The organism is Bacillus sp. DWP3-1 (genome assembly GCF_049896565.1).
In the GTDB taxonomy this organism is placed as follows: domain Bacteria; phylum Bacillota; class Bacilli; order Bacillales; family Bacillaceae; genus Bacillus.
The window spans coordinates 201,660-224,850 of the sequence record NZ_JAFCUN010000006.1; the positions used below are offsets into that span (position 1 = coordinate 201,660).

General features: G+C 39.8%; 20 protein-coding genes and 1 other annotated feature. Of the genes, 2 read left to right on the forward strand and 18 right to left on the reverse strand.

Annotation, left to right across the window (positions count from 1 at the left end):
* Positions 1-62: 62 nt before the first annotated feature.
* From ACP7A0_RS14510 to ACP7A0_RS14560, 11 genes are all read right to left on the reverse strand, one after another.
* The gene (locus ACP7A0_RS14510) at positions 63-1,241 is read right to left on the reverse strand and encodes an MFS transporter (RefSeq protein ID WP_034660579.1); all 1,179 of its coding nucleotides are present in this window, start codon (positions 1,239-1,241) and stop codon (positions 63-65) included.
* A gap of 137 nt (positions 1,242-1,378) precedes the next feature.
* A complete protein-coding gene (locus ACP7A0_RS14515) occupies positions 1,379-1,681 on the reverse strand; it encodes an ArsR/SmtB family transcription factor (RefSeq protein WP_034660581.1) in 303 nt (100 codons plus the stop codon).
* An 840-nt stretch (positions 1,682-2,521) separates the two neighbouring features.
* Positions 2,522-3,376, reverse strand: coding sequence for an HNH endonuclease (locus tag ACP7A0_RS14520; RefSeq protein WP_340913674.1), 855 nt, complete (start codon positions 3,374-3,376; stop codon positions 2,522-2,524).
* 327 nt (positions 3,377-3,703) lie between these two features.
* Complete coding sequence (locus ACP7A0_RS14525; RefSeq protein WP_426005595.1) at positions 3,704-6,856, reverse strand: NACHT domain-containing protein; 3,153 nt, start codon at positions 6,854-6,856, stop codon at positions 3,704-3,706.
* Positions 6,857-6,867: 11 nt separating this feature from the next.
* Positions 6,868-8,088 carry an MBL fold metallo-hydrolase gene (locus ACP7A0_RS14530; protein ID WP_426005597.1) on the reverse strand — a complete coding sequence of 407 codons (1,221 nt, stop codon included), beginning with the start codon at positions 8,086-8,088 and terminating at the stop codon, positions 6,868-6,870.
* 343 nt (positions 8,089-8,431) lie between these two features.
* Positions 8,432-8,911 carry a 23S rRNA (pseudouridine(1915)-N(3))-methyltransferase RlmH gene (gene rlmH, locus ACP7A0_RS14535; RefSeq protein WP_034660583.1) on the reverse strand — a complete coding sequence of 160 codons (480 nt, stop codon included), beginning with the start codon at positions 8,909-8,911 and terminating at the stop codon, positions 8,432-8,434.
* An 80-nt stretch (positions 8,912-8,991) separates the two neighbouring features.
* Positions 8,992-9,162 (reverse strand): CxxH/CxxC protein, encoded by a 171-nt coding sequence (locus ACP7A0_RS14540; RefSeq protein WP_080869563.1) that lies wholly within the window; start codon positions 9,160-9,162, stop codon positions 8,992-8,994.
* 161 nt (positions 9,163-9,323) lie between these two features.
* Positions 9,324-10,154 carry an energy-coupling factor transporter transmembrane component T family protein gene (locus ACP7A0_RS14545; RefSeq protein WP_034660585.1) on the reverse strand — a complete coding sequence of 277 codons (831 nt, stop codon included), beginning with the start codon at positions 10,152-10,154 and terminating at the stop codon, positions 9,324-9,326.
* Entirely contained in the window at positions 10,145-11,860 is a 1,716-nt protein-coding gene (locus ACP7A0_RS14550; protein ID WP_426005600.1) for an ABC transporter ATP-binding protein, read from the reverse strand. The genes ACP7A0_RS14545 and ACP7A0_RS14550 overlap by 10 nt, the downstream gene beginning before the upstream one ends.
* Positions 11,861-11,879: 19 nt before the next feature.
* On the reverse strand, positions 11,880-12,437 hold the full coding sequence (locus ACP7A0_RS14555; protein WP_012011871.1) for an ECF-type riboflavin transporter substrate-binding protein: 558 nt from the start codon (positions 12,435-12,437) through the stop codon (positions 11,880-11,882).
* A gap of 14 nt (positions 12,438-12,451) precedes the next feature.
* A complete protein-coding gene (locus tag ACP7A0_RS14560) occupies positions 12,452-13,312 on the reverse strand; it encodes an SAM hydrolase/SAM-dependent halogenase family protein (RefSeq protein ID WP_034660590.1) in 861 nt (286 codons plus the stop codon).
* Between the two features lie 110 nt (positions 13,313-13,422).
* Positions 13,423-13,693, reverse strand: a binding site (T-box leader).
* A gap of 192 nt (positions 13,694-13,885) precedes the next feature.
* On the opposite strand from ACP7A0_RS14560, the gene ACP7A0_RS14565 reads away from it, so the two are divergent.
* Both ACP7A0_RS14565 and ACP7A0_RS14570 read left to right on the forward strand, forming a co-directional pair.
* Positions 13,886-14,575 (forward strand): ABC transporter permease subunit, encoded by a 690-nt coding sequence (locus ACP7A0_RS14565; protein ID WP_060597675.1) that lies wholly within the window; start codon positions 13,886-13,888, stop codon positions 14,573-14,575.
* Entirely contained in the window at positions 14,576-15,445 is an 870-nt protein-coding gene (locus ACP7A0_RS14570) for an ABC transporter ATP-binding protein (RefSeq protein WP_375566671.1), read from the forward strand.
* Between the two features lie 48 nt (positions 15,446-15,493).
* Here the strand turns inward: ACP7A0_RS14570 and ACP7A0_RS14575 are convergent, their stop codons facing one another.
* The 7 genes from ACP7A0_RS14575 to yycF all read right to left on the reverse strand — a co-directional run bounded on the left by ACP7A0_RS14575 (position 15,494) and on the right by yycF (position 22,869).
* Positions 15,494-15,964 carry a GNAT family N-acetyltransferase gene (locus ACP7A0_RS14575; protein WP_370876298.1) on the reverse strand — a complete coding sequence of 157 codons (471 nt, stop codon included), beginning with the start codon at positions 15,962-15,964 and terminating at the stop codon, positions 15,494-15,496.
* A gap of 62 nt (positions 15,965-16,026) precedes the next feature.
* Entirely contained in the window at positions 16,027-17,217 is a 1,191-nt protein-coding gene (locus ACP7A0_RS14580; RefSeq protein ID WP_411266108.1) for a S1C family serine protease, read from the reverse strand.
* Positions 17,218-17,295: 78 nt separating this feature from the next.
* Positions 17,296-18,090: an MBL fold metallo-hydrolase gene (locus ACP7A0_RS14585; protein WP_034660602.1), complete on the reverse strand. Its 795-nt coding sequence runs from the start codon at positions 18,088-18,090 to the stop codon at positions 17,296-17,298.
* A gap of 6 nt (positions 18,091-18,096) precedes the next feature.
* On the reverse strand, positions 18,097-18,960 hold the full coding sequence (locus ACP7A0_RS14590; protein WP_060597679.1) for a two-component system regulatory protein YycI: 864 nt from the start codon (positions 18,958-18,960) through the stop codon (positions 18,097-18,099).
* Positions 18,947-20,326 (reverse strand): two-component system activity regulator YycH, encoded by a 1,380-nt coding sequence (gene yycH / locus ACP7A0_RS14595; RefSeq protein WP_106038861.1) that lies wholly within the window; start codon positions 20,324-20,326, stop codon positions 18,947-18,949. The genes ACP7A0_RS14590 and yycH overlap by 14 nt, the downstream gene beginning before the upstream one ends.
* Positions 20,316-22,154, reverse strand: coding sequence for a cell wall metabolism sensor histidine kinase WalK (gene walK / locus ACP7A0_RS14600; protein WP_034660608.1), 1,839 nt, complete (start codon positions 22,152-22,154; stop codon positions 20,316-20,318). Before walK ends, yycH begins: the two co-directional genes overlap by 11 nt.
* 7 nt (positions 22,155-22,161) lie before the next feature.
* A complete protein-coding gene (gene yycF / locus ACP7A0_RS14605; RefSeq protein ID WP_034660610.1) occupies positions 22,162-22,869 on the reverse strand; it encodes a response regulator YycF in 708 nt (235 codons plus the stop codon).
* Positions 22,870-23,191: the final 322 nt, after the last annotated feature.

The window sequence follows — 23,191 nt, forward strand, 5'->3', positions numbered from 1 at the left end:
TTTAAATCGAATCACGTTTTTTACCATCGTTCCGCTGTTTATGATGCGGTTGTCCTTCAATATTATAAGTGCGGTTTACTAATTCGAATTCCATTACTCGAAGTAGCACGTGAAGCCAATATTGTTACAATGATCGCGATTGCAACACCCAAAGCCCCTACCCAAGTAATGGAAGATAGAGAAACTCTCTCTACAAAGATACCTCCAATAGCTGCACCTGCAGCCATCGCCAATTGCATCATTGACTGATTGAGACCTAATAGTATACCTGATGACTCTGGCTCCATTGTAGCTAGGTGATATTGTTGAGTCGGGCCAGAAGACCATGCAGCAAATGACCATAATATTAAAATGAGCAATACTCCAATATAAGAATGCGTAACTAGTGAGAGCAATATTAGCATGATGACATGTAATGTCATTCCGCTAATCAGAGTAAAATTCACACCCCATCGATCGGTACTAAATCCACCAAACTTTGACCCAACTAGACTAGCAATCCCGAATACGAGGAGAACTCCACTCAGCAATTTGTTGCTTACACCTGATATATTTAAAAGGTAAGGGGATAGGTAGGTATAGGCAATTGAATAACCACCAAGCCAGAAAAAGGTGATGGCTAATCCCAACACTACTTTTGGTTTTTTAAAAAGAGCGAGTTGTTGAATTAAAGGTACAGGTTTATCCCCTTGGATTTTTGGAATCGTAAGAGAAATTATAACCATTGCTAATAATCCGAGTAAAGCTATTCCTCCAAATACAGCTTTCCAACCGAAGAAATCACTAGTCATTCTGCCCAGTGGGACTCCAATTATCAATGATGCTGTAAATCCCATTACTACTGTAGCAATAGCGTTACCTTGCTTACCTTTTGGTGCGATTTTTTCAGCAATTGTTAATGCAGTAACGACGACCATCCCCGCCCCAAGAGCCATAATAATTCTTGAAACAATAAATAATTTATACCCAGGAAGGACGAATGCAAGAATATTACCTAGAATAAAAATGCTAAGTGAAAATAACATTAACTTGCGTTTATTCATTCCCGATGTTAAAGCCATTAATACTGGGGTGAAGATGGCATACACAAGAGAAAAAATGGTAATTAACTGGCCGGCTGCAGCTATCGTAATTCCTAATGATTCAGAAATATTATCCAAAATACCAGAGATGATATACTCTGATGTACCAACTAAAAAACTTACAATAGCTAAAATGTATACCTTTACAGTGTTTGACAATGTAGATCACTCCTTATATATAATGTATTTACATATCTAGAATTGTTAATATGTATGAACAAAAAAATATATTACGATAAGTCGATTTGTATTTAATAAATGAAACTGAATTCTGATGTATGAATTCAGTTCATTTATTAAATATTTTTTTCTAGAATCTGAGCAATTTTTTTTATGGCATTTTCATCTCTTTTATAATACGTGTATTTACCTATACGCTCTGTCGTAATTAATCCAGCTCGCAGTAGAATTGAAAGGTATTGAGATGCTGTTGATTGCGTCATTTTCAATTTATCTGTTATTTGACTAACACATACCCCTGTAGTATTCATATCAATCCCTTCGTGGGGTGTAAAATGACGATCAGGTTCCTTTAGCCATTGTAAAATTTGCAGTCTTGATTCATTGGATAAGGCTTTGAAAACTTCTATTGGCTCCATACAAACCATTATATCGATAAATAACGATATGTCAACATGTATTGTTTGAGATCCCTTAAAACTTTCTATTTTCCTTCTTTCTCTCGGTGCCGCCTTTTGCTTTCCTGGCCAAGCTGGTATTTACTGCAGTAACCCTGGGCAGCGGCTTTGTCCGTGGGGAAGCCATCACTTTGTTTTTTATCGGTTAACATTAGGTAATGCCTTACACACGTTCATTGACTTACCTATATCATTCTCGCCGCTTTAGGCTTAATCGCGTTTTTTTTTGCGGGAGTGGAGCGAAAAAAAAACTATATCTTCTTTCCTATCGGCAATGGAGATGTTTGATAGGAAAGGATTAGAGTACTTTTTTGCTGCTCGTTTAGTCGGCTATCTATTCTCAGGACATCATGGGCTCTGGCCTTCTCAGATAAAATAAAACCCTAAGAGCAAGTTATATAATCTTCCCCAAAGGAGAAACCTCAAAAAATGTAAAAAAAAGCACTAAACAAAATTGATTGTTCGGAAAGGGGATTGCTTATTTTATCTTACCCTTCATTCCTTTTTATTTTCGTTTCTCTCGCCTTTAAATAATTAAGCAATACAAAACTCTTAAAAACAATCTCGATTAATTTAAACTAAAAGAACAACAAACTGTTATTGTTTAATCCAAATGAACTTATTTATTGATAATCAAATTTAAAAAATGAACTAGTATTTACTAGTGCACATTAATTCTATAATCTTTTTTTATTCTTTTAACTCAAAAGAACAAATTAACTCTTGCTTACTACCATTTGTATTAATCTCCGGCTACCTAATTAGAATATAAATAAAATTTAAAATAAACTTGAAGTACTATTATTGTCTTTTATGAACCAACCCCCTGATATCATAGAGCATAGCATTTCCTGGAACATCTTGAAATATAAAGCCGAATTTCTGTTGAGCCCATACAAGATAATTCCCTTTTTTCTGACCGCATTCAGGGCAAGTAATTGTAGAACTATTATGCGTTTCTTTATTCCAGCTACAAATAATAAAGTGTAATCCACATTCTAAACACTTTACTTTCTTTTGAGTGTAGGTTGCTGTAGTTTGAACTAATGTACTAATAAGCTGTTCACCTTCATCAGTGATTTCAATTAAATTTCCACTCGTATAAATTAGACCTTTAGAAAGTAGCTCAATAACAAAACTAGGGTATTGTGCTTTTCCATTGAATTTTGTAGTAATATGTTGTCCGCCAATTTCAATGATTAGTAAATCCTCACTTACTTTATTAAAACTTGCTGGTACTCCTTCGCATAGAATGGTAGACAGTAATTCTAATGCTTCACTACTCAGTGCATCCTCTTCATCTTTTTTATTGTTTTTTAACGTTTCGGCAAAGATAGATGCTATTAATTCAATTTCTTTTCTCTCTGTCGACCTAATTTTCGGAAGATCCCCTGTACTTACCAATTCATAAACATTATCTCTAATTTTTTTTAGCTCTTTTTCAGAAAAATTCTGAGTCATTTTTGATTTTGTATGAATACTAGAATGGCACTCAATACAAACAGGTATTAAGTTATCAAAATCATCTGTTCCTCCATCAGCCTTTTCACGGATATGATGCACCTGAACATGTAATGGTTTAAATACCCTACAAATACAACAAATTCTTGCACACTTAGCCAGCACTTCCGAACGCACTTCCAAAGTTAATGCCATTTTCAACTACTCCTCTAATAAATTCTTTTTCTTTCTAGTTAACTCCCGTAATCTATATATCTCGACATAAAGCTTTATTTTCCTGTTTACCATCACTTGTGATACGGCTCTCCGTGATGTATCTAAATGAGGGGTTTTTCTAAAGAAGAACTAAAAAGTCTAGCTGTAGATGCTAGACTTTTTTGGTTTAGGTATTATAAGTCATTTCTGATTTTTTCAATTATTTTTAACTAGATATACCATATGGTTGTTAGTTTTAAATTTTAATGAATACTTCTTAAGCCATCTCCTCATAGTAAGACTTAAGTTAATAAGATAAATTCCCCATCATTTCAAATCACCTATGACATAACTTATGTCTTTCTTTAATTGTTCATATACCATTTTCCGTAGTTCGTCATCATCTCGAATATACCTACTAAGGGCCGAATTACTACTGCTAAAAAAAGGAAGGCTCCTTCTTCCCAATTTTGATAAGGCATCATTAATTTTTTTATAATCTTCTTTACCTTTTTTTGGATCATATTGGTCATTCCTATGTGGTATTTGAAGAATCGACGGTTTACTCTTACTAATATCGCTAACTGGCTCCCAGGTTATCTCAACACCACCTCCAAAATTCTCCTCCCTATAAAAGCTAATATTAAATCTTATTGGACCCATTGCGTAAAAGGGAAGGAATTCTTTTAAAGACGGAATGTAATTTTCTACTAAATATCTATATGAGTTCTGATAATGCTCATAGAAACAAGTAATCCGTTTACTTAGTTGCTTGTCGCTCCATAGTTCCCATGTTTTTGCAGTATTCTTTTTTAATTGTTCCCATCCAATATCAGATTTTGGTAACAGATATTCTTTGGGATTTATTTTTAACTTTTTTACTCTAAAGACTGCTAGCACCATTCTTGCAACGTCCTCAGCATTAAAATAACCATAGTTATTTAAAGTGTTTGAATACCCAATAATATCCTTTTTCATAAATAAACTTATTAAATCATCTATTGAATGTTTGTAAAGAGAAGGTCTCCTAGTATTATCGTCACTCAATAAAGAAAAACGTTCAAGAGGTAATTTCCTTATATTTGTTTCTATTTGCATAACGGCCATTTCTGGTGGCTCAATATCAAAAAGTGTTTTTTTATCCATGATATCAGCCAACTGTTTTTTTATGGAATAAAGTGCAACCTCTCTTGCAGAATCAATTCCCATATCGGTAGCTTGCAGATTTAGAAACCAATGATTGCCTTCATTAAAGGTCTTTATCGGTATACTGACATCATTTCCTTGTCGATCTTTAGTGTACATTCTTGGCCCGCCTGCATATTCTTTTAATATTACTTCGGGTACTTCTTTATTTGACTTTGGAGTAAGTAAAAACTTAAAGTCAATTGCTGGTGTTTTGAAATCCATACTCCCTTCGATTATTACTTTCAAAGGAACTTGAACTTCCTTCCTTTTTATCGAATACCAAGGATAGAAATATCTTTTAATTGATTTAAAGTGACTCTCAATTATTTCTAAATAACTATTTCGAACTTGTTCAAGATAGTTAAGTATATATTCATTAGACCAAGTTCCTTTTAGCTGATTATTAAAATCAAACCTTGCCTCTAAGCATCTTCTATATAGAAACAAATTGTTCTTCTCCAGATAATCGAAAAATATCTTTGGTCTGTTGTCTCTCTTTAACAATCCTGCTAAATATATGAACACTTCATAGTATCTGTCATTACTGCTATATTTCTTCGTAAACCTTATCAATTCATCGTCTGATACTTGAGAATTGTTTAGTGCAAAAAAATATTCATGAAATGATGGGTGAAAGAAAGTCAAATCACCATTATCTTCGATTATTAATCCGGTATCCAGTAGTTCTCTTTTAACTATTTCAACTTTATCTCTTTGCAAAAAAGTACAAACAGATTCTGAAAACTCTAATCTAGTAGGGAAATCTCTAAAAGTTCGCTTAGCATACTCAGATAATATTAATTCCTTGGTCGATACATCTATTTGAAAAGGATTAACTAAACCCTTTTGGTAATTTCTTTCCTCTATAAGGTATCTTATATAACTAGCATATAGTTGTGCCTTATTTTTTGGAAAAGTTGTTCCACCAGTTATTTTTAAAACTGAAACCGTCATAAAAAGAAATAATGGATTTTGTATAAGACTTCTTAAATTACCATCAACACTGTGCAATATTTGCCACCCTGGTAATTTAAGTTCCTTTTCAATATATTCCCGTATCATTTCATCATCTAATTCGTCAATTGTATATTCAGAGAAATGCGAATAGAATTGCTTATAATAGTTTTCCTTTCTACAAGTTACTAAAATATTTACATTCTTAATTTTAGATACCTTTATCAGCTCATCAACTAGCAAATCTGCTGATGATGTTACTTCATCAAGACCATCAACAAGTATTAAAAACCTACCGGTAATTAAATCTTGTTCCACTTGTTTTTCATCAATATTCGGTATTGCGTATCTTAACTCTTTTAGTATTCCCTCGACTATATTAGAAAAGGATCTTGTCCATTTTCTTGCCTTTAATATAATAGGTACTCTATTCTTTTCAATTAATGGATTCTCAATCATATCTTTCGCCAACATTGACAGTAGATATGTTTTACCCCCACCTGGCTCGGATAGTATAACAGCGGATTCATCTAATTTGAGTAATTCAATATATGATTCTAGCTTTTCACCTTGTTTGTTATCATTAGTAAACTTAAAAGTAAATCCCAAACCAATCGCATTATTAGACTGCCTATTCAATTTTCTTAAAATAGTATTTTCTAGATGTTGATCTAATTGACGTTGTAACATAGCTAGATAAGGTTCATAATATGGTTCATTTCTTTTTTCAATAATTTCTATACCAATACTACTGAAGTATTCTTTATATAAATACAAACTTACTGCTGATAGTCTACTTGTTTCTCCATCCTCCTCAACTTGTTTTAATAAGACAGCAACAGCGGTACTATTTATTATTAAAGGAGCACCAGATACTCCTCTGTAATCTTTAATATCATCATCCTTACTTAAATCAATATTCCAATCTGAATTCAATATACGATAATTCTCTGCATATTCTTCATTTTTGACCTGTAAATCAATAAAAGTCCCCCCATCCCTTCTAACAGGCGGGTATCCATATGTTTCACATTTCAAAGAGGTGTTGAACTTAAATTCAATACATTTTATCGGTTTAACACCTTCTACTACTTTCTTTAACCTCAATGCAATAATTTGTTGGTTTATACACTCTTCCTCAGGAATAATTGGTTCTACATCAATTTCCTTCAACTGATTATTTACATTAAAGAATAACCTCACCGGCTTTTTCTCCTCGAAAAAGTCAATAAGAGCGTGCGTGGCAGTTATTGCAATATCATCTGAAATCAAAAAAGCAGTAGCCGTTTCCTCACCACAAACTAATTTCGGAATGGCTTGCTTTATTTCATCCTTCATACATATCCCCCTCACATTTCAATTATTGTTGCAGCAGTACCATTAGAAATGTGAACTCCGTAGTTATAGTGTTCTTTCCAATTTGCATTATTTAATATCTTTGAAGTGCTTGTTTCATAATTAAATACAAGTGTCTTCGGTCTATGTCTTTGATAATAAAGGAGCCTTGCCAGCGAATCAAAATCAGGATGTCCGTGTTTATCGCCATTAGTTGAAATCAAGAATAACTCAGAGTTTAGATTCTCTATAAGGTCTATTGTTATATTTCTTTTACTACCATGGTGAGGCAATTTAACCAAGTCGAAGTATTTCTCTTCTAATTTAGAAATATTATCGTAAATAATGTCAGGGTGAGCGTCTGCTAAAAATAGCAATCTTTTACCCTGATATTCAATGATAAACGAAATTGAGGACCCATTTACTACGGATTTATCAATTTCTTCTTTTGGATTTTGCAAAAAAAGCTTTTCTATACTTTTTTCTTCATAGTTAATTGCCCCTGATGAGATATTACTTTCTACAACCTTTTGTTCCTCTTGTCTAATCAAATAGAATTCATAGGCATCATCGAATATTCGCTCATTGCTTAATAAAAAGTTCATTTTTTGTTTCTTTAGCTCTCTTAACCATGTGTTGGATAATCGTTTTAGCTTATCTGTATTAGGTGATAATAAGGTAAGGTTGTATTGATCCTTTACAATAGGATTCTTGTTTTCGTAGTTCACTGCTTTGCCACCAAAAGATTTATTCCAAGGGTATCCACCTTCCAATATTAAAGCTGCTAACATAGAGCCCTGCTTTGCACTAATGTCCTCATCACGGATTCTACTTTGTCCTATTCGATGTCGTAAAAAGGAACTTCCCAATACTACTTCTCTATTTAAGATTGTTAATTCTTGCTTAGTAATTTCCTCAACTTTTTCTTTTTCAAATTGTAAGTGTTTGTAACTGTTATGCCATATTTCCTTAACCTCTATAAAAGGAGCTTTATTATTTTCTTCTAAAAATGCTAATGCACCTAAAATATGATCCTGGTCAATATGCGTTATCACCATTAAATCTATTGCTTCACCATTATTTGCAATTTTAATTAGTTCTTCTTTTAAAAAGTCTCTATATGTTTCCACATAACCACAATCTATTAGAATATGTTTCTTATTATCGAATCCAAGTGAAACTAAAAAACAGTCTCCATTTTTTGCAGGAAACATTTTCACAGTAATATTTGACATTTAAACCCCCTAATTAAATTATCAACTTTTCTCCCATTATCTTCTATTTTATCATAATACAAAACCAATTCTTATTCAGAAAAAAATTGAAAAAGAAAAATTGTTGTCTATAGGGACCTCATCCCAAATTTTAAGGAAACATGGGAACAGTTCTTCTACTTCCCCATTCATATCATAAAAAAGCTAGATCTCCTTCCCCCTGCTTCCTAGATAATAAGCTAGAGTTAGAAATAGACAAATAAGAACAATTTAACAACAAAAACAGGCTTTCAAGCAACAAAACACATACAGCACCTTTCCTGCTTGGATGGTGCTGTTACTTGTTGTACCAAAAATACCTCATTCACTTATGATAAGGCTCCCCCCGCACAATCCGAAACGCCCGATAAATCTGCTCCACCAGCACCAATCTCATCAACTGATGCGGGAACGTCATTTTCGAAAATGAAAGCTTCTCATTCGCACGCTGCATGACGGCGTCGCTTAATCCGAGGGATCCGCCTATGACGAAACATACCTTGCTTTTTCCGTATGTTGCCAGCTTATCTATTGTATCGGCTAATTCTTCGGAACTTTTCATTTTTCCTTCGATGGCGAGGGCGATGACGTGGGCGTCTGGGTTGATTTTGCTTAGGATGCGTTCGCCTTCTTTGTCTTTGATGATTTTCATGTCTTGATCGCTGAGGTGTTCGGGTGCTTTTTCGTCTGCGAGCTCAATGATGTCGATTTTCGCATAGGCTTGTAATCGCTTTGTGTATTCGGCTATGCCTTGTTTTAAATATTTCTCTTTTAATTTTCCTACTGTGATAATTGATATATTCACAGGTCATCCCCACCTTAAGAACAAGTTATTCATATAAGTTATCAACAATTGTGGATAAAATTTGTGTATTTTGTGTCCGATCATTCGTTCCCCACTATATATATTGCAGGTTCATCGCACAATTCACAGGTTGTGGATAAACTGTGTGTATGTTCGATTTTTCTGAATTCTGGTGGCAGTTCGTGATCATCTATGTACATGTCTAATACGGTTTCTATGTGTTCTGCACAAGCATACAATGTTTTGTTCATAAGTTTCTTATTCCTCCAATATGTTGTCTGGTTATTCACAAGTGTTTCGCTCATTGTTCAATATAACCGATTTATTCACATGTTAATAGTCTTTTGCCATTTCCCACACCTTTTATCCACAAACCAAACAAAGAAGCCTCCACTTCTGTGAAGGCTTCTTTCTATAAAAATGGATTATAAAATCTTGTTCCTCTAACAAATGTAATCACTAGCGACACGATGAGTACCACACCAACAAACAATAACGCAGCATAATCTGCTTTTTGAAAGTCTTTCGCCGTGAACCATGTGCGCTTTTTATGCTTTCCAAATCCGCGCAGCTCCATCGCATTGCTGATCGTTTCAATCCGCTCTAAGCTGGAGAAAATCAGCGGCATCACAATCGACAGCGCATTTTTAATCCGTTTCCCCAGTTTTTCATTCTTCGATAAATCAATTCCTCTTGCTTGCTGAGAAATCGCTATCGTTCGAAAATCCCGCTGAATATCTGGAATATAGCGTAAGGCAATCGCGACAGCATAGGAAATCCGGTAGCTGACCCCGATTCGGCTGAGCGATGAGGCAAATTCACTTGGATTCGTTGTGACGATAAACAAAAGCGCTGCTGGCATGACGGTCACATATTTCAGCGTAATATTCAATTGATAGAAAAGCTGTTCCAGTGTGACGTTGTACCAGCCTGCAATATGAAACAGCTCATGCTTTGCTCCGTAGATGGCGACTCCTTGCTGGGGCGCAAAGATGTAAATGGCGATGTTGTTGATGACTAGGAAAATCGCCAGGACAATCACCACGAAGGAAATATCACGAAATCGCACGTTCGATAGCTGAAAGAATACGATACTGGCGGCTAGCATAAAGACTAAAATGCCTGTATCATACGTGAGCATCGCTGCGGATGACCAGAGGATAAAGCAAATGAGTTTGGTTGCACCTGTCAGCCGATGAATCGGCGACGGGCGATCGATATAGGACAGCATGTCTACAGCCATGTCATTCGTTCCTTTCTGTCAACCTCAATGAAGCGATCCACGAGTTCATTTGGATTTGGCCAGTCTGCTTTCAGTGCCAGTTCGTACAGCGATGTTTCCTTTAAGCTCGCCTTTTGGACAAGCAGTTGATCTGTCAGCACTTTGGCTGGGGTATCATCTGCGATTTTTTCTCCATCTGAAATGACAATGGTTCTTGTCGTGTATTCGAGCATCAAATGCATATCATGGGTGATCATGAAGATCGTGACACCCTGCTGATTTAATTGCTCTAAAAACGTCATCATCTCTGTGTAATGTTTAAAATCCTGTCCTGCGGTTGGCTCATCTAAAATGATGATTTCTGGCTCTAATACAAGAATTGATGCGATGGTGACGCGCTTTTTCTGTCCAAAGCTGAGGGCTGAAATCGGCCAGTTCCGAAATGGATATAAGCCGCACACTTTTAAAACCCGCTCCACCCGTTCCTTGATGTCGTCTTCCTTTACCCCTCTTAAAACGAGACCAAGTGCGACTTCGTCAAAGATCATTTGTTTTGAAATCATTTGATTTGGGTTTTGCATGACAACGCCGATTCGTTCAGAACGCTGTTTGATTGTGTCTCCTGTGATGTCATCGCCATTCAGATGAATTGTCCCTTTCGTTGGCTTTTCAAACGCGCAGAGCACCTTGGACAATGTCGTCTTGCCTGCGCCATTGGCACCAGCGATGCTAATCATTTCTCCTTTTTTGACGGTAAAGGAGATGTTGCTCAGCGTGTTTGGTCTTGTCGGATAGTCAAAGCTCAGCTCACGCACCTCTAGTAAATCCTGCACTGCAATCTGCTCTACTGACGGCTCAGACGCTTCCATCCACTGCTCGATTTTCCCTTTTTCCTCGTCATTTAAGGTGAGATGCTGTAAATTAGCTATCTGATCTCCCGGTGTAACTGGAATGCCTGCATATTTCATGGCCTTTACATATAAAGGCTCGCGCAAATATGCCGCTTCTAATACATTTGAGGCGAGCAATTCATCTGGTGTCATATCCGCTGCAATCGTGCCGTCATTGACGACGATGATGCGGTCGACATGACGGAAGAGGACGTCCTCTAACCGGTGCTCGACCATCACGACGGTTTTTTTCGTTTCTTTTTGCAGTCGATCGATAAGGTCGATCACTTCTTTGCCTGTAGACGGATCAAGGCTTGCAAGTGGTTCATCAAACAGCAAAATGTCGACATCGTTGACAAGTACGCCCGCAATGGCGACACGTTGTTTTTGACCGCCTGACAGCTCATGCACGGACGATGCCAGCTTGCCGTCCACCTCTGTTAATCTTGCCGCTTCTTCGACACGTGTTTTCATTTCTTCGCGTGAGACTTGATCATTTTCAAGAGCAAACGCGATGTCTTCTCCAACGGTCAGCCCGATAAATTGTCCATCAGGGTCCTGCAGCACCGTTCCGACGAGCTGTGAAAGGGAGAAAATGTTCTCTTTCTCTGCATTCTTCCCGCCGATGTGAAGACTTCCTTCCATAGAACCTTTATAAGACGCAGGAACTAGCCCATTGATACAATGGGCTAGCGTGCTTTTTCCCGATCCAGACGGGCCTGCGATGAGGACTTTTTCCCCTTCATAGATGGTCAGGTTGATATCTTTCAATGTCGGTTCTGCCTGACTGCGATACTTGAATCCGAAATGTTCGAATTGAATCATCGGTTTCTTCATTTATGTGTTCCACCTTGCTTCATGATGTTTCTTTCGATAGACTGCCGCTTTTGCTTCTCGTTTTCGCATAAGCCGCAATGATGATGGTTCCTAGTACACCGACTGTGATGATGTTCGAGATCCCTGCCACGATGCCTTGAACAAATACTTTGTTCGCAGGTTCTGCATAGATCACAATGTCGAGTACAGGAGCAATAACAAACCAGCCTAATGCCTGCGCACCTGCTTGTACGGCGTTGAAAAGCGTGATCTTCTTCCAGCCAAAGTCGCCCTCTTCTACTTTTAAACGGTTAGAAATGAAGCCAATCAATAACCCAACAACACCTGAAACGATAATCCAGCTCCACCAAGGGCCGAACGTGGTGGCATCTTTAATGAGATGACCAATAAACCCAATCAGTGCGCCTGCAACAGGACCAAAAAGCACAGCCATTAATGCAAGGAATGCGTACGATGTCTCAATTTGTGTATTCGGAATCCCAGTTGGAATGGAGACGAAGCGTCCTAAAATGACAAAGACGGCTGCGCCAATTCCGATGGCAACGACAGTTTTCGTTGAAAGTTGTTTACCTGCCATGATGTTTCCTCCTCTTATTCGTATATAATGCGCGGAGCTTTGCGAATCGAAAGGCGCCAGCCTGTGCCTGTACCGATGTTATAAGCCTTTGCAAATGACCCTTGATTGATCGCCACGCCTAAATGATCGAGTGAATTGACATATACGAGTGGTTCGCCTACCTTTAAATCGGCAAAAGATCGTCCATAGGTCATGATATTTTTATACACATTTTTCGGCCCGTTGGCAATGGTAACTTCTATTGCATCGCCGTAATTAATTGAAAGCTGTTCAAATAACGTGTGATGAATGTTTGTCCATAGGTTTCCGAACCTCACGTCTAAAATATCAATCGTTCCTGTAATGACTTCTTCTTTCGCATACGCCTGTACGACTGGAAGGTGAATAATATCATCAATATTCGCCTTTGGCCCAACCTCTTCAAAAGAAATCACACCTGAAGCGATTCTCGCCCCTGTATATGCGTAAATGTCTCTCCCGTGGAATGTATGTGATTTTCCCGACTTCGGCAGCCGGTTAATGGTTTCATCTAAATAACGGGCTTCCACAATGCCAATATCCTGCGCGACGTGCGTGAGTGTCCCGTTATCTGGGGTAATGATATAGTGCGAGCTTGTAGTTTTGACAACAAGACTCTTTCTCTCTGACCCAACGCCTGGGTCAACAACGGAAACGAATACCGTCTCTTCCGGCCAGTATGTGACGGTTTGGAGCAGGCGGTAAGATGCCTCCCAAATGTCATACTGCGGTATATTGTGTGTTAGATCAAAAAGGCGGATCCTGCTGCTCACCGTATTTGCCACTCCGTACATTGCGCTGACTGCTCCATCATCAATGCCGAAATCTGATTGTAAAACCAATGCATGTTCACTCATGTCAATCTCCCTTTCATTTGAAAAAATGGATGTGGTGTTTCACGTGGAACATTTGAACATTTGTATGAAAAAAGTGGACAATAAAAAATACCCCATCCTTATCTTTGAATCATAAGGACGAGGTATTTGTCTCGTGGTACCACCTTTATTTACTGTTTGCTCGCGCTAAACAGCCTCTACAAGTACAAAGCTCCAATCTGGCTCATATACTGTGGTTTTGATAACGAGTACCAACTCTCGTCGTGTCCTACTAATATCATAGATATGTTCAGCACGAGGCTCAGAGACCATTTTTCGAATCATTATTTTTGCTTCTTTTCAGCTGCCGAAGCTCTCTGTGGAAAAATTGATGATTGTACTTTCTCTCGTCATTGCCTGTTTAACTATCTTGAATTAAAGCTATCATACATGATGTTTTTTGATAAATCAAGATATTTTTCTGAACATTTTCAAAAGTGAGTCAACTGATGCTGGAAGAGTCTTCTTTTTATAAAATTTAAACAAATGTTAAAGAGCGAGATATGGTGTCTTTCCTTTCTAGCTGTATAATAAAGATGAAGGGAGGTACAGCGTGTGTGGACCATCTGTATGAATGAGTTTAAGCAGCTCTTCAAAAGCACAAAATCCATTTTAACAATTGTTATTATTTTCATTTTATCTACTTTTGTTTCAACTCTTCCGTTTATTGCTGCTCATCAGGACAAATGGGAGCAGGCAAAGGATCCTTATTCTATTGGGAATGAACTGGTGATGTCGTTATTTGGTTTCTTCCTTATTTTTTTATTGTCTCATGATATTTTGAGCCGCGAAATTCATTTAAAAACCATCCGTTTTCTCGTCAGTAAAACAACCCGTTTGAACATTATTATCGGAAAATATCTTGGGCTGATGCTGTTTTGGCTTAGCTGCATTATGACGACATACGTACTGAATATGGTGATTTCACATCGTTTTCTGTTCTCTGATGCGTTAAAAATCTTAACCTTTATCAGTGTCGGTATCTCATGTACTTTATTTTTGTCCATGCTCTTTCCAACACCGCAGAAATCAATGTTTGTTGGGATGTTGTTTTCCTTTCTTTTCCCGATCGTCAGTATGATATCTGTTCTTTCTTCAGAACGATTGATTCATTGGTTCCAATATATGACGCCTTATTATTATGCGCGCTTGAGTGAACCGCTGACCTATGTACTCATGAATACAGCATTAACCGTTGTATTACTCATTGGAACAGCACTCCTATTTCAAAGGAGGGATGTCTAAATGCTGCATACAAAAGAGCTCACAAAAAAATATCGGACAAAAGTTGCGATAGATCACATTACCCTTGATGTCAATCAAGGCGATATCTTCGGACTCATTGGACCTAAGGGTTCTGGTAAGACGACGTTTTTCAATATCATTACGGGAATTTCCCGGCCAACCTCTGGTACGTTTACGATGATGGATATGCCTTCATTAAAAAAGGTGAGGCAGCATATCGGTGTTCTGCCTGAATATACGGATTTATATGAAGGGCTCACGGCACTTGAACATATTGCCTACTTATCCAAAATCACCGGGACACGCCAGAAAACGAGTGATTATGAAGAACTGCTCGAATTTGTCGGTTTAGATCACTATCATCAGGAAAAGGTAGCTACCTTCACACCTGGTATGAAGAAGCGGCTCGGAATGGCGCAGGCCATCGCCCATCGGCCCGAATTTATTTTACTAGACGAGCCTTTTGCCGATATTGATGCTGATTCGATCTTACACATCCAGCAGGTCATTGAAACGTTAAAACATGAAGGGAAAACCGTTTTTTTAACGGCTGACCGCCCAAGGTTCACAAATAGTATTTGTACCAAAACGGCATTCATTTCTGAAGGAAAATTAGTGTCCCCCCATACTCATCCTCAAGAAAAAACCATCACATCCTCAAACATACGTGCAACCTTCAAGCATGCGTGGATTGATGATGAGGTGAAACCTGTTCTCACGCAGTACTTACAAACTGTCGGAACAGATCTTGTGATCAGTGATGACGAGACCTCATTGTTGATTCGTTCAGAAGCCCAAGTCCCATCGATCATCCGCGCTTTCGTGAAATGCAAAGTTGATTTATATAGAGTCACGGCTCAGGATGCATGACTCCTGATAAAAAGCACCGCATGCGATCCGCACGGTGCTTCTTCTTTTTCATAAAGGTTTACTCATATAGATTCCGGTTTCTTCAAATCCCGTCTTCTCATACAGTGAACGGGCGATTTGATTGTGAGCAAAGACATGCAGCGAGAGTTTCTGCACTCCTAATGACTTTGCCTGCTCCTCTAATGCAGCAATGGCCTGCTTTGCAAAGCCTTTTCCTCGATAAGCTTCAAATAAAATAAAGTTATAAATGAATCCTTCCTGCTGAGGGTGATTCGGGTCATAACAAAGCCAAACCCAGCCAATCGCTTCTTCCCCGTTCAAGAAATTCCATAGCTCATGATGCTCTGTCTGCAGACCTTCGGGAAGCAGCCGATCAAATTGTTCTTCTGCGTTCGCAAGTGATTCTTCCTTTTCCCATGTCCCTGCGAGTACCTTTTCTTCTGCGTACCGCTGAATGGCCTTCTCCATCAATACATCGTAATCCGTTTGTGACATTGGTTGTAGTGTAACCAATCGCATCGCCCCCTTTCCTCCATCATATGATGAGCATGCAAAAAAAACCAGTCCCATCAAGGAACTGGTCATCCACCGAACCGGTCGGTTTGAGAAAGTTTGATCTCTACTGATTTTTTCTTTCCGCTTCGGTAAAACTCCATCTTTACCTTGTCGCCGACTTTCTTTTGATATAAATACTTACGAAGATCTACGATATTCTGTACACTCTTGCCATCAAAGGAGGTGACGACATCCAGCTCTTTTAGTCCCGCTTTTCCCGCTGGAGACAAAGACTCGACACTCATCACGACAACCCCTGATGTGACTTTAGATGGCAGCTTCAACGTTTCCTGCCAGTGATAGCTCGCAATATCTGCTAATGATTTCATGCCAACGCCTAGATACGGACGCTTCACCTCTCCGTAGCGCTCTAAATCTTCTATGACAGGGATGACTAGATTCGCCGGGATAGACAGCCCGATGCCTTCTACCTCTGATTCAGCAATCTTCATTGAGTTGATGCCGATCACTTTTCCGTCCATATTGATCAAGGCACCACCGCTGTTGCCTGGATTGATGGCGGCATCTGTTTGCAGTACCTCCGCATTCCAATCCGCCTGTCCGTCCCCATTCGAGTCTACAGGAATCGCACGTTCCGTTCCCGAAATGACACCTTGTGTGACAGAGCCCGCGAATTCAAGCCCTAACGGATTTCCAATGGCGATGACTGGCTCACCTGGCTTCACATGATCTGAATTGCCAAAGGCGGCGGTCTTCTTGATCTTATCACTTTTGACGGTGAGAACCGCTAAATCCATCAGCTGATCGCTTCCAACAAGATTGGCACCAATTCTTGTCCCATCCTGAAGGCTCACTTCAAGCTGGTTGGCTCCTTTGATGACATGGTGGTTGGTCACGATATAAAAGGTATCACCCTTTTTCTTATAAATCACACCTGACCCGCTGCCTGCCTCCCCGCCTTCTTCCCAAAAGCTCGACTTTTGGATATTAATGACGCCGACAACCGTATCCGACATATTAGATACGACTTTCGTGACCGCATCATTGACGTTCACATTGACGGTCTTTAAAGGGCCCTGTGCTGATTGCCCATCTCCGTTCTGCTGCCACCCAAAGGGACTGCCGCTCTGTCCTGACACATAGGGGAAAAAGAATCCCATTAAAAAAGCTCCTACCAATACACCGATCAGACCAGATAGGAAATATCCTTTTCTGCTTCGTCTCGGCTTCCACTCTACATCGCGATAATCCACTATGTTTCCTTCCTTTCAGTGAATAGATGATGTATATAGTGTTGGTAAGAAGCTCTTATCTTAATCATACGATTGTAAAAATCATACGGCGCAAAGCGGGGTTGCTTTTTTCGGGTCCGTATCATATAAATCAAAGCCATCCCCGACAACAAAGCCCTTCATCTCAAGCGTCTGCTGGACCGCCATACGGGCTAAATCCTTCATGTTGTTGTCTTGACTCAAGTGAGCCAAATAAATGCGTGAGGTCGCATCTCCAATCACATCTGTCATCGCAAGAGCGGCATCTTCATTTGATACATGTCCGACATCGCTCAGAATTCTGCGCTTAATGCTCCACGGGTATCGGCCCATTTGCAGCATACCGACATCATGATTGCTCTCAAATACAAACGTATTGGCTGACTGAATGATGCCTTTCATACGATCACTCACATAGCCTGTATCCGTCATCAGGGCAAGTTTGCGCCCGCCATAATGGAACACGTAAAACATGGGCTCAGCCGCATCATGTGAGACGCCAAAGGACTCAACATCGAGACCACCAAAGGATTGGACGGTTTCCATATCAAAGTGGAATTTTTGCTCTGTGTCAATCTTCCCGATATGAGACTCCATCGCCTTCCATGTTTTCGCATTTGCATAGACAGGGAGCTTGTACTTTCTTGCCATGACACCGAGCCCTTTAATATGATCTGAGTGCTCGTGTGTCACAAAAATGCCGTCCAAGTCTTCAGGCTTGCGGTCGATTTGACCAAGCAGCTCGACCATCTGTTTGCCGCTTAATCCAGCATCCACTAAAAAGGCATGCTCGTCTGTTTCTAAATAAAAAGCGTTCCCCGTACTTCCGCTCGCTAGTACACTGAACTGCAAGCTCATGTTCTCTCACTCCATTGAAGATTTGTCATCTTTCTCTATATGATCAAGTGTTGAGCCATCAATGGCATTGATCAAATATTCTTCTTCTGTCTTTTTCTTTGAACTAACTGATACGCCTTCAAGCTCGACTCGCCATACAGGCACCATGACCTGCGTGCTTGCACCCGGGTATTGCGTATAGTAGCCAAGTTCTACCTTTTTCACGGTCGTGTTTTGGCTCAGCATGTTTTGTGTATATAAGTCCTTCACGGTTTCAAGGGCTGGGACAAGGGTTTCTTTTCTCACTTCATTAATCGACGTCACCATCGACTGCTGATACGACACGACCTCGTTTTGATCGTTTACATCTAAGGTGATTTTCCCGATGGTTTCGGTGTCATCAAGGCCTTCTTGGAAGATGTATTTCCCTTTATACGTTTGGAAAAAGACGATCTTCCCTGTCTCTTCATCAATACTCCACAGCTTATAATTCTTACCATCCAGCAAACGCTGGTTTACGAGGTTTGTCGCCGCTGTTTTTATATCCTTTTTTGGCAATGCAACGGGTTTATTGAAGGTCATCTCAAGCAGTGTGACAGGATCATCTTTGTCCGTTTTCGGGAATGTGCTTTTCGCCTTTTGATCAGCTAATCCGTCGACATCCTTTTTCGTATATTGCTTCTTTTCAGCTGTAATGCGGTATCCAATCTTCGCTTCATCTGATAGATTGCCATATTTGATCCCATCTGCCTTCATTTCTTCCAGCGTATCCGTTTTTTCGATAATCGCAAAATGATCGGTTGATCGTTTTTCAAAGTATTGAAAACCTAGAAAGATATCGAGAACGAGAAAGGCTAGGATAAAGATCGTTTTGGTCTTATTCCACTCCATTATTCTCGCTCCCCTCTGTCAACAAATCATGCGATAGTATCACGGTTTTGCCGTTATATTTCATGCACCATACTGGCTCCAGCCAGACAAACATCGCTTGATCTTGATCTGATGCGGTTGAAGTAGCTTGATAGGCCGGGAAAATTTGTTCAATTTTCTCCAGGTCATCATATTTCGTCTGCTTGACGATTAAGTCCTTCAGCTCTGTCCCGTTCATCAGCTTGACCTGTTCACTCTGACTCGCTTTGTTGCCTAGAATATAGTTTGGACGCTTGTAATTCAAGATGTCATCATTCGCCCACTGTACTTCAAGAGAGGTCATCCCAAATGGATGCTTTGTACTGTTGACGATCGGCAGACCATCCATAAACATATTAAAGGAAAGCTGCTGGTTGCTGTTGATGCCAAAGTATTGATAGTCATCGGTAAAGCTCCCCGTATCATTGAAATACTTCACACTTCGCTTGATCAAATCCCCCGTTTGGAAAACGGTACTGGAATTGATATTGCGGTGCTGATATTGGATGCGGTGGTCTTTTTGATTGGCTTCAAGACGGCTTGTGCCATCTGTGTACACTGTCCGATTTAAATTAGACTCCTCGCCCACAAGACTCGGGTCCGTAAACAGAGCGTCCTTGAATTTGCTTGTCTTAATCGTTTCGATAAAGAACATTTTCGCTTCAAGCTGCTTTTGCTTTCTCGGAAGGAGGAAATCTCGTTTAGAATTCGCTGAGAATGTATAGAGATCGTAGCGCGGCATCTCGTTTTGAGCGGCTGAGATACTGTCCATTAGATTCCGATAGTTAGCGGATTCTATTGTCAGCTCAAGCACCGTTTCCTTGCTGTATGAAACCAAATAGACTTTCTTATTGGCCTTGTCCTGCTGGGAGAACGGCACAATCATCCGATCAAACGAGTTGTATTCAATGGACTTATTCGGCCATTTAAACAGCGCTTGGAAAATATCAATCGGAATCGAGTCATTGAACACAAGATCCAATGTCTTCCCCTGTCCTCCGCTTCCATAGAAGAAATTCTTAAATCTCTGCTCAGAATATTGATCCGACACATCCGAAATCTCTTTGACATCCCAAAGGCTCACATCATTCCAGAAGTTTTGAAAGAGTTCCTTTTGATCGACTTTAAAGTGCTCCCCATTTGAATGGATGAACATCTCGCGCGGCTTCACGACATCAATGAGACTTCTAGGCTCATCGCTTGAAATCTTCTTCGTTTCCACGACCTGTGTGCCGGCATCTGCCTGGTCCTGCATGACGGGCTGGAACATCCAAATATTCCACGTAAACACAAGACTGATTGCAATTAGGATTGTCAATATTATGGTTTTAAAGGTCTCACGCTTCATCCCAATCATCCTCTTGTTCTTCATTGTACGGAAGGGTAAAGGTCACCGTTGTTCCTTTTCCTTCAATGCTGTCAGCCCAAATATCTCCGCCATGAGCCTGAACCATTTCTTTTGCAATCGCAAGTCCTAGGCCGGTTCCGCCAAGCTTTCTTGTTCTCGCCTTATCCACTCGATAAAAACGTTCAAAGATTTTATCCATATCCTTCTTCGGAATACCGATCCCTTCATCTTTGACGCTGAATAACACAAGGCCATTCTCCTCATCCAGATCAACGGTAAACGTGATATGTCCACCCTCTGGGGAGTATTTCATGGCATTGGAAATGATATTATCGAGCACCTGTGTGATTTTATCTTGATCAATTTCCACGTATATTTCACGCTGCGGCAGATTGCGGATAAACTCGACATGCTGCTCTTTCGTCATTTCAAAACGATCAATGACCAATGAGATAAACCTGATAAAATTCGTCCACTCACGGTTGAATTGATAATCCTTGCTGTCGAACTTAGACAGCTGCAGCAGGTCATTAACAAGCCGGATCATGCGTTCTGTTTCATTTTGCGTGACACTGAGGAACCTTGGCGCAAGCTCTTTATCACCAATTGCCCCTTCAGCCAGTGCCTCAAGATAGCTTCGCATCGTCGTCAGCGGTGTGCGTAGCTCATGTGATACGTTTGCGACGAATTCACGGCGTTCTGCATCAATTTTCTCCTGCTCTGTGACGTCATAAATGACCGCAATTAAACCATCAATCTTCCCATGCTCTTTCTGAATGACTGAGAAATTCACACGCAAAACAGACAGCTGATCTTCGCGTTCAATTTCTATCAGCATGGAATCTTGATTTTCGACTAAATCTTCAAATGTATGCGTGTCCTCGAGGCCCAGTAAGGACGTAATCGGCATCTCTAGAGCTGTTTCACGTGAAACATTTAACAGCTCTAATGCGGGGCTGTTTAATAGAATAATCGCACCGTTTTGATTCGTGGCGATGACGCCATCCGTCATATAGGCAATGACAGAAGAAAGCTTTTTCCGCTCACCCTCCGTCATCAGCTGCGCTTCCTCCAGTTCTCTCGTCAGATGGTTAAAGGTTGTCGCAAGCTGGCCAATCTCGTCATGTCCATACTTTCGGACTTTCCTGGAAAAATTCCCTTTGGCAAGCTCGATCGCTTGCTTTCTCATATCCGAAATAGGATGAGTGATTGTTCTAAAGATGAAGATACCAAGCAGTGCGGTCGTCCCAAGTGCGATCAGTGTGCCAGTCGCCAAAATGGTGTTAATGGTTCGCATTTGGTTAAACACACTTTCCATCGAAGACACAACATAAATCACACCGACGGTTTCTTGGTTCTCATTTTTCACGGCTGTCGCAGAAATACGCACCCGTTTATTGGATTCTGGGTCATAGAATTTCTTTTCATAGTCTTTGCCAACCGCGAAAATACGGCTAATGATTTGATCAGTGATTTTCTTCCCGGCAATCTCCTGACTGCCATTATTCACAGAGGCAATGACCTCTCTGCTTTCGTCAATATAGCTGACTTCAGAAATTTCATTAGACTCATCTTTGTTGTTAAAGTCGTTTAATATCTTTTGAGCATCCTCTTTTAATTCTGCCTTGCTTTTCGATGAATCTTGTTCTAGGTAATACGATAACGAGTAGATTCGCTGATTCAAGGAATTATCATAGGAATTAATTAAGGACTGCTCTAGCTGCTTCACAAAGTACACGCCAATGATCTGCATGGCGACAATGATCAGCAGCACGTAAATTAAGGTCAATTTGAAGTGAATCGAGCGAAAAAAACCTACTTTACTCATAAGAATCTTAGTCCTGCTCTGGGTTTCTTAAATAGTAGCCAACGCCTCGTCGTGTCACGATCCAGCTCGGGTGGCTAGGATTGTCTTCAATTTTCTCACGAAGACGGCGGACTGTGACGTCCACTGTACGCACATCCCCGAAATAATCGTAGCCCCATACGGTTTGCAGCAAGTGCTCACGTGTCATAACTTGTCCGATATGTTTCGCTAAGTAATGAAGCAATTCGAACTCACGGTGCGTCAATTCAATTGTTTCCTCACGCTTAGACACCACATATGCATCTGGATAAATGACAAGTGATCCAATCTCAATATCATTTGATTCAGATTCTTCCTCTGTCTGCGGCGCAGCAATTTGTCTTCTCAAATTCGCTTTCACACGGGCAAGCAGCTCGCGCGTGCTAAATGGCTTCGTCACATAATCATCTGCGCCAAGCTCAAGACCGATGACTTTATCAATTTCAGAGTCTTTTGCTGTCAGCATGATAATCGGCATGTCATATTTTTTTCTCACTTCACGGCATACCTCAACGCCATCTTTGTTCGGCAGCATAATGTCGAGCAGAATGATGTCCGGTTTGATTTCTTCTACCATTTCAAGGGCTTCATTTCCGTCATATGCACAATGAACCTCATAGCCCTCTTTTCTTAAATTAAACTCCAATATATCAGCAATCGGTTTTTCATCATCTACGACAAGAATCTTTTTTTCCATTGTGATTTCCTCCTGCATTTTTAGCATCTATGTCATTCCATTTTGCATCTCTCATCAGGCCTTTTCGTTTGAGCAAAAAAGGCTCACTGTCTATTATAACGTTTTACGTGGCAAAGATAAAAATAATAACGGCTTTCTTTTCTAGTAAACGTTGGATAGGAAGTCACCTCTCAAAAAAATTGATGGCTTTTTTCCTTTTTTATCGAAACTTTTCCAGTCACCAATCGTCTATATAGATGTAACGTCTTCTTCTTATGGAGCCGGGCCCTACCTAGGTCCGGCTTCTCCCTTTTTATGCCTTCTTTTCATAAAATAAAAACGC

What these genes read in the sequence shown, in the direction of transcription:
- yycF (WP_034660610.1), bottom strand. Translation starts at nt 22,869, where the DNA reads ATGGAAAAAAAGATTCTTGTCGTAGATGATGAAAAACCGATTGCTGAT.
- walK (WP_034660608.1), bottom strand. Translation starts at nt 22,154, where the DNA reads ATGAGTAAAGTAGGTTTTTTTCGCTCGATTCACTTCAAATTGACCTTA.
- ACP7A0_RS14530 (WP_426005597.1), bottom strand. Translation starts at nt 8,088, where the DNA reads ATGTCAAATATTACTGTGAAAATGTTTCCTGCAAAAAATGGAGACTGT.
- ACP7A0_RS14515 (WP_034660581.1), bottom strand. Translation starts at nt 1,681, where the DNA reads ATGGAGCCAATAGAAGTTTTCAAAGCCTTATCCAATGAATCAAGACTG.
- yycH (WP_106038861.1), bottom strand. Translation starts at nt 20,326, where the DNA reads ATGAAGCGTGAGACCTTTAAAACCATAATATTGACAATCCTAATTGCA.
- ACP7A0_RS14575 (WP_370876298.1), bottom strand. Translation starts at nt 15,964, where the DNA reads ATGCGATTGGTTACACTACAACCAATGTCACAAACGGATTACGATGTA.
- ACP7A0_RS14590 (WP_060597679.1), bottom strand. Translation starts at nt 18,960, where the DNA reads ATGGAGTGGAATAAGACCAAAACGATCTTTATCCTAGCCTTTCTCGTT.
- ACP7A0_RS14520 (WP_340913674.1), bottom strand. Translation starts at nt 3,376, where the DNA reads ATGGCATTAACTTTGGAAGTGCGTTCGGAAGTGCTGGCTAAGTGTGCA.
- ACP7A0_RS14540 (WP_080869563.1), bottom strand. Translation starts at nt 9,162, where the DNA reads ATGAACAAAACATTGTATGCTTGTGCAGAACACATAGAAACCGTATTA.
- ACP7A0_RS14570 (WP_375566671.1), top strand. Translation starts at nt 14,576, where the DNA reads ATGCTGCATACAAAAGAGCTCACAAAAAAATATCGGACAAAAGTTGCG.
- ACP7A0_RS14525 (WP_426005595.1), bottom strand. Translation starts at nt 6,856, where the DNA reads ATGAAGGATGAAATAAAGCAAGCCATTCCGAAATTAGTTTGTGGTGAG.
- ACP7A0_RS14555 (WP_012011871.1), bottom strand. Translation starts at nt 12,437, where the DNA reads ATGGCAGGTAAACAACTTTCAACGAAAACTGTCGTTGCCATCGGAATT.
- ACP7A0_RS14585 (WP_034660602.1), bottom strand. Translation starts at nt 18,090, where the DNA reads ATGAGCTTGCAGTTCAGTGTACTAGCGAGCGGAAGTACGGGGAACGCT.
- ACP7A0_RS14560 (WP_034660590.1), bottom strand. Translation starts at nt 13,312, where the DNA reads ATGAGTGAACATGCATTGGTTTTACAATCAGATTTCGGCATTGATGAT.
- ACP7A0_RS14545 (WP_034660585.1), bottom strand. Translation starts at nt 10,154, where the DNA reads ATGGCTGTAGACATGCTGTCCTATATCGATCGCCCGTCGCCGATTCAT.
- ACP7A0_RS14550 (WP_426005600.1), bottom strand. Translation starts at nt 11,860, where the DNA reads ATGAAGAAACCGATGATTCAATTCGAACATTTCGGATTCAAGTATCGC.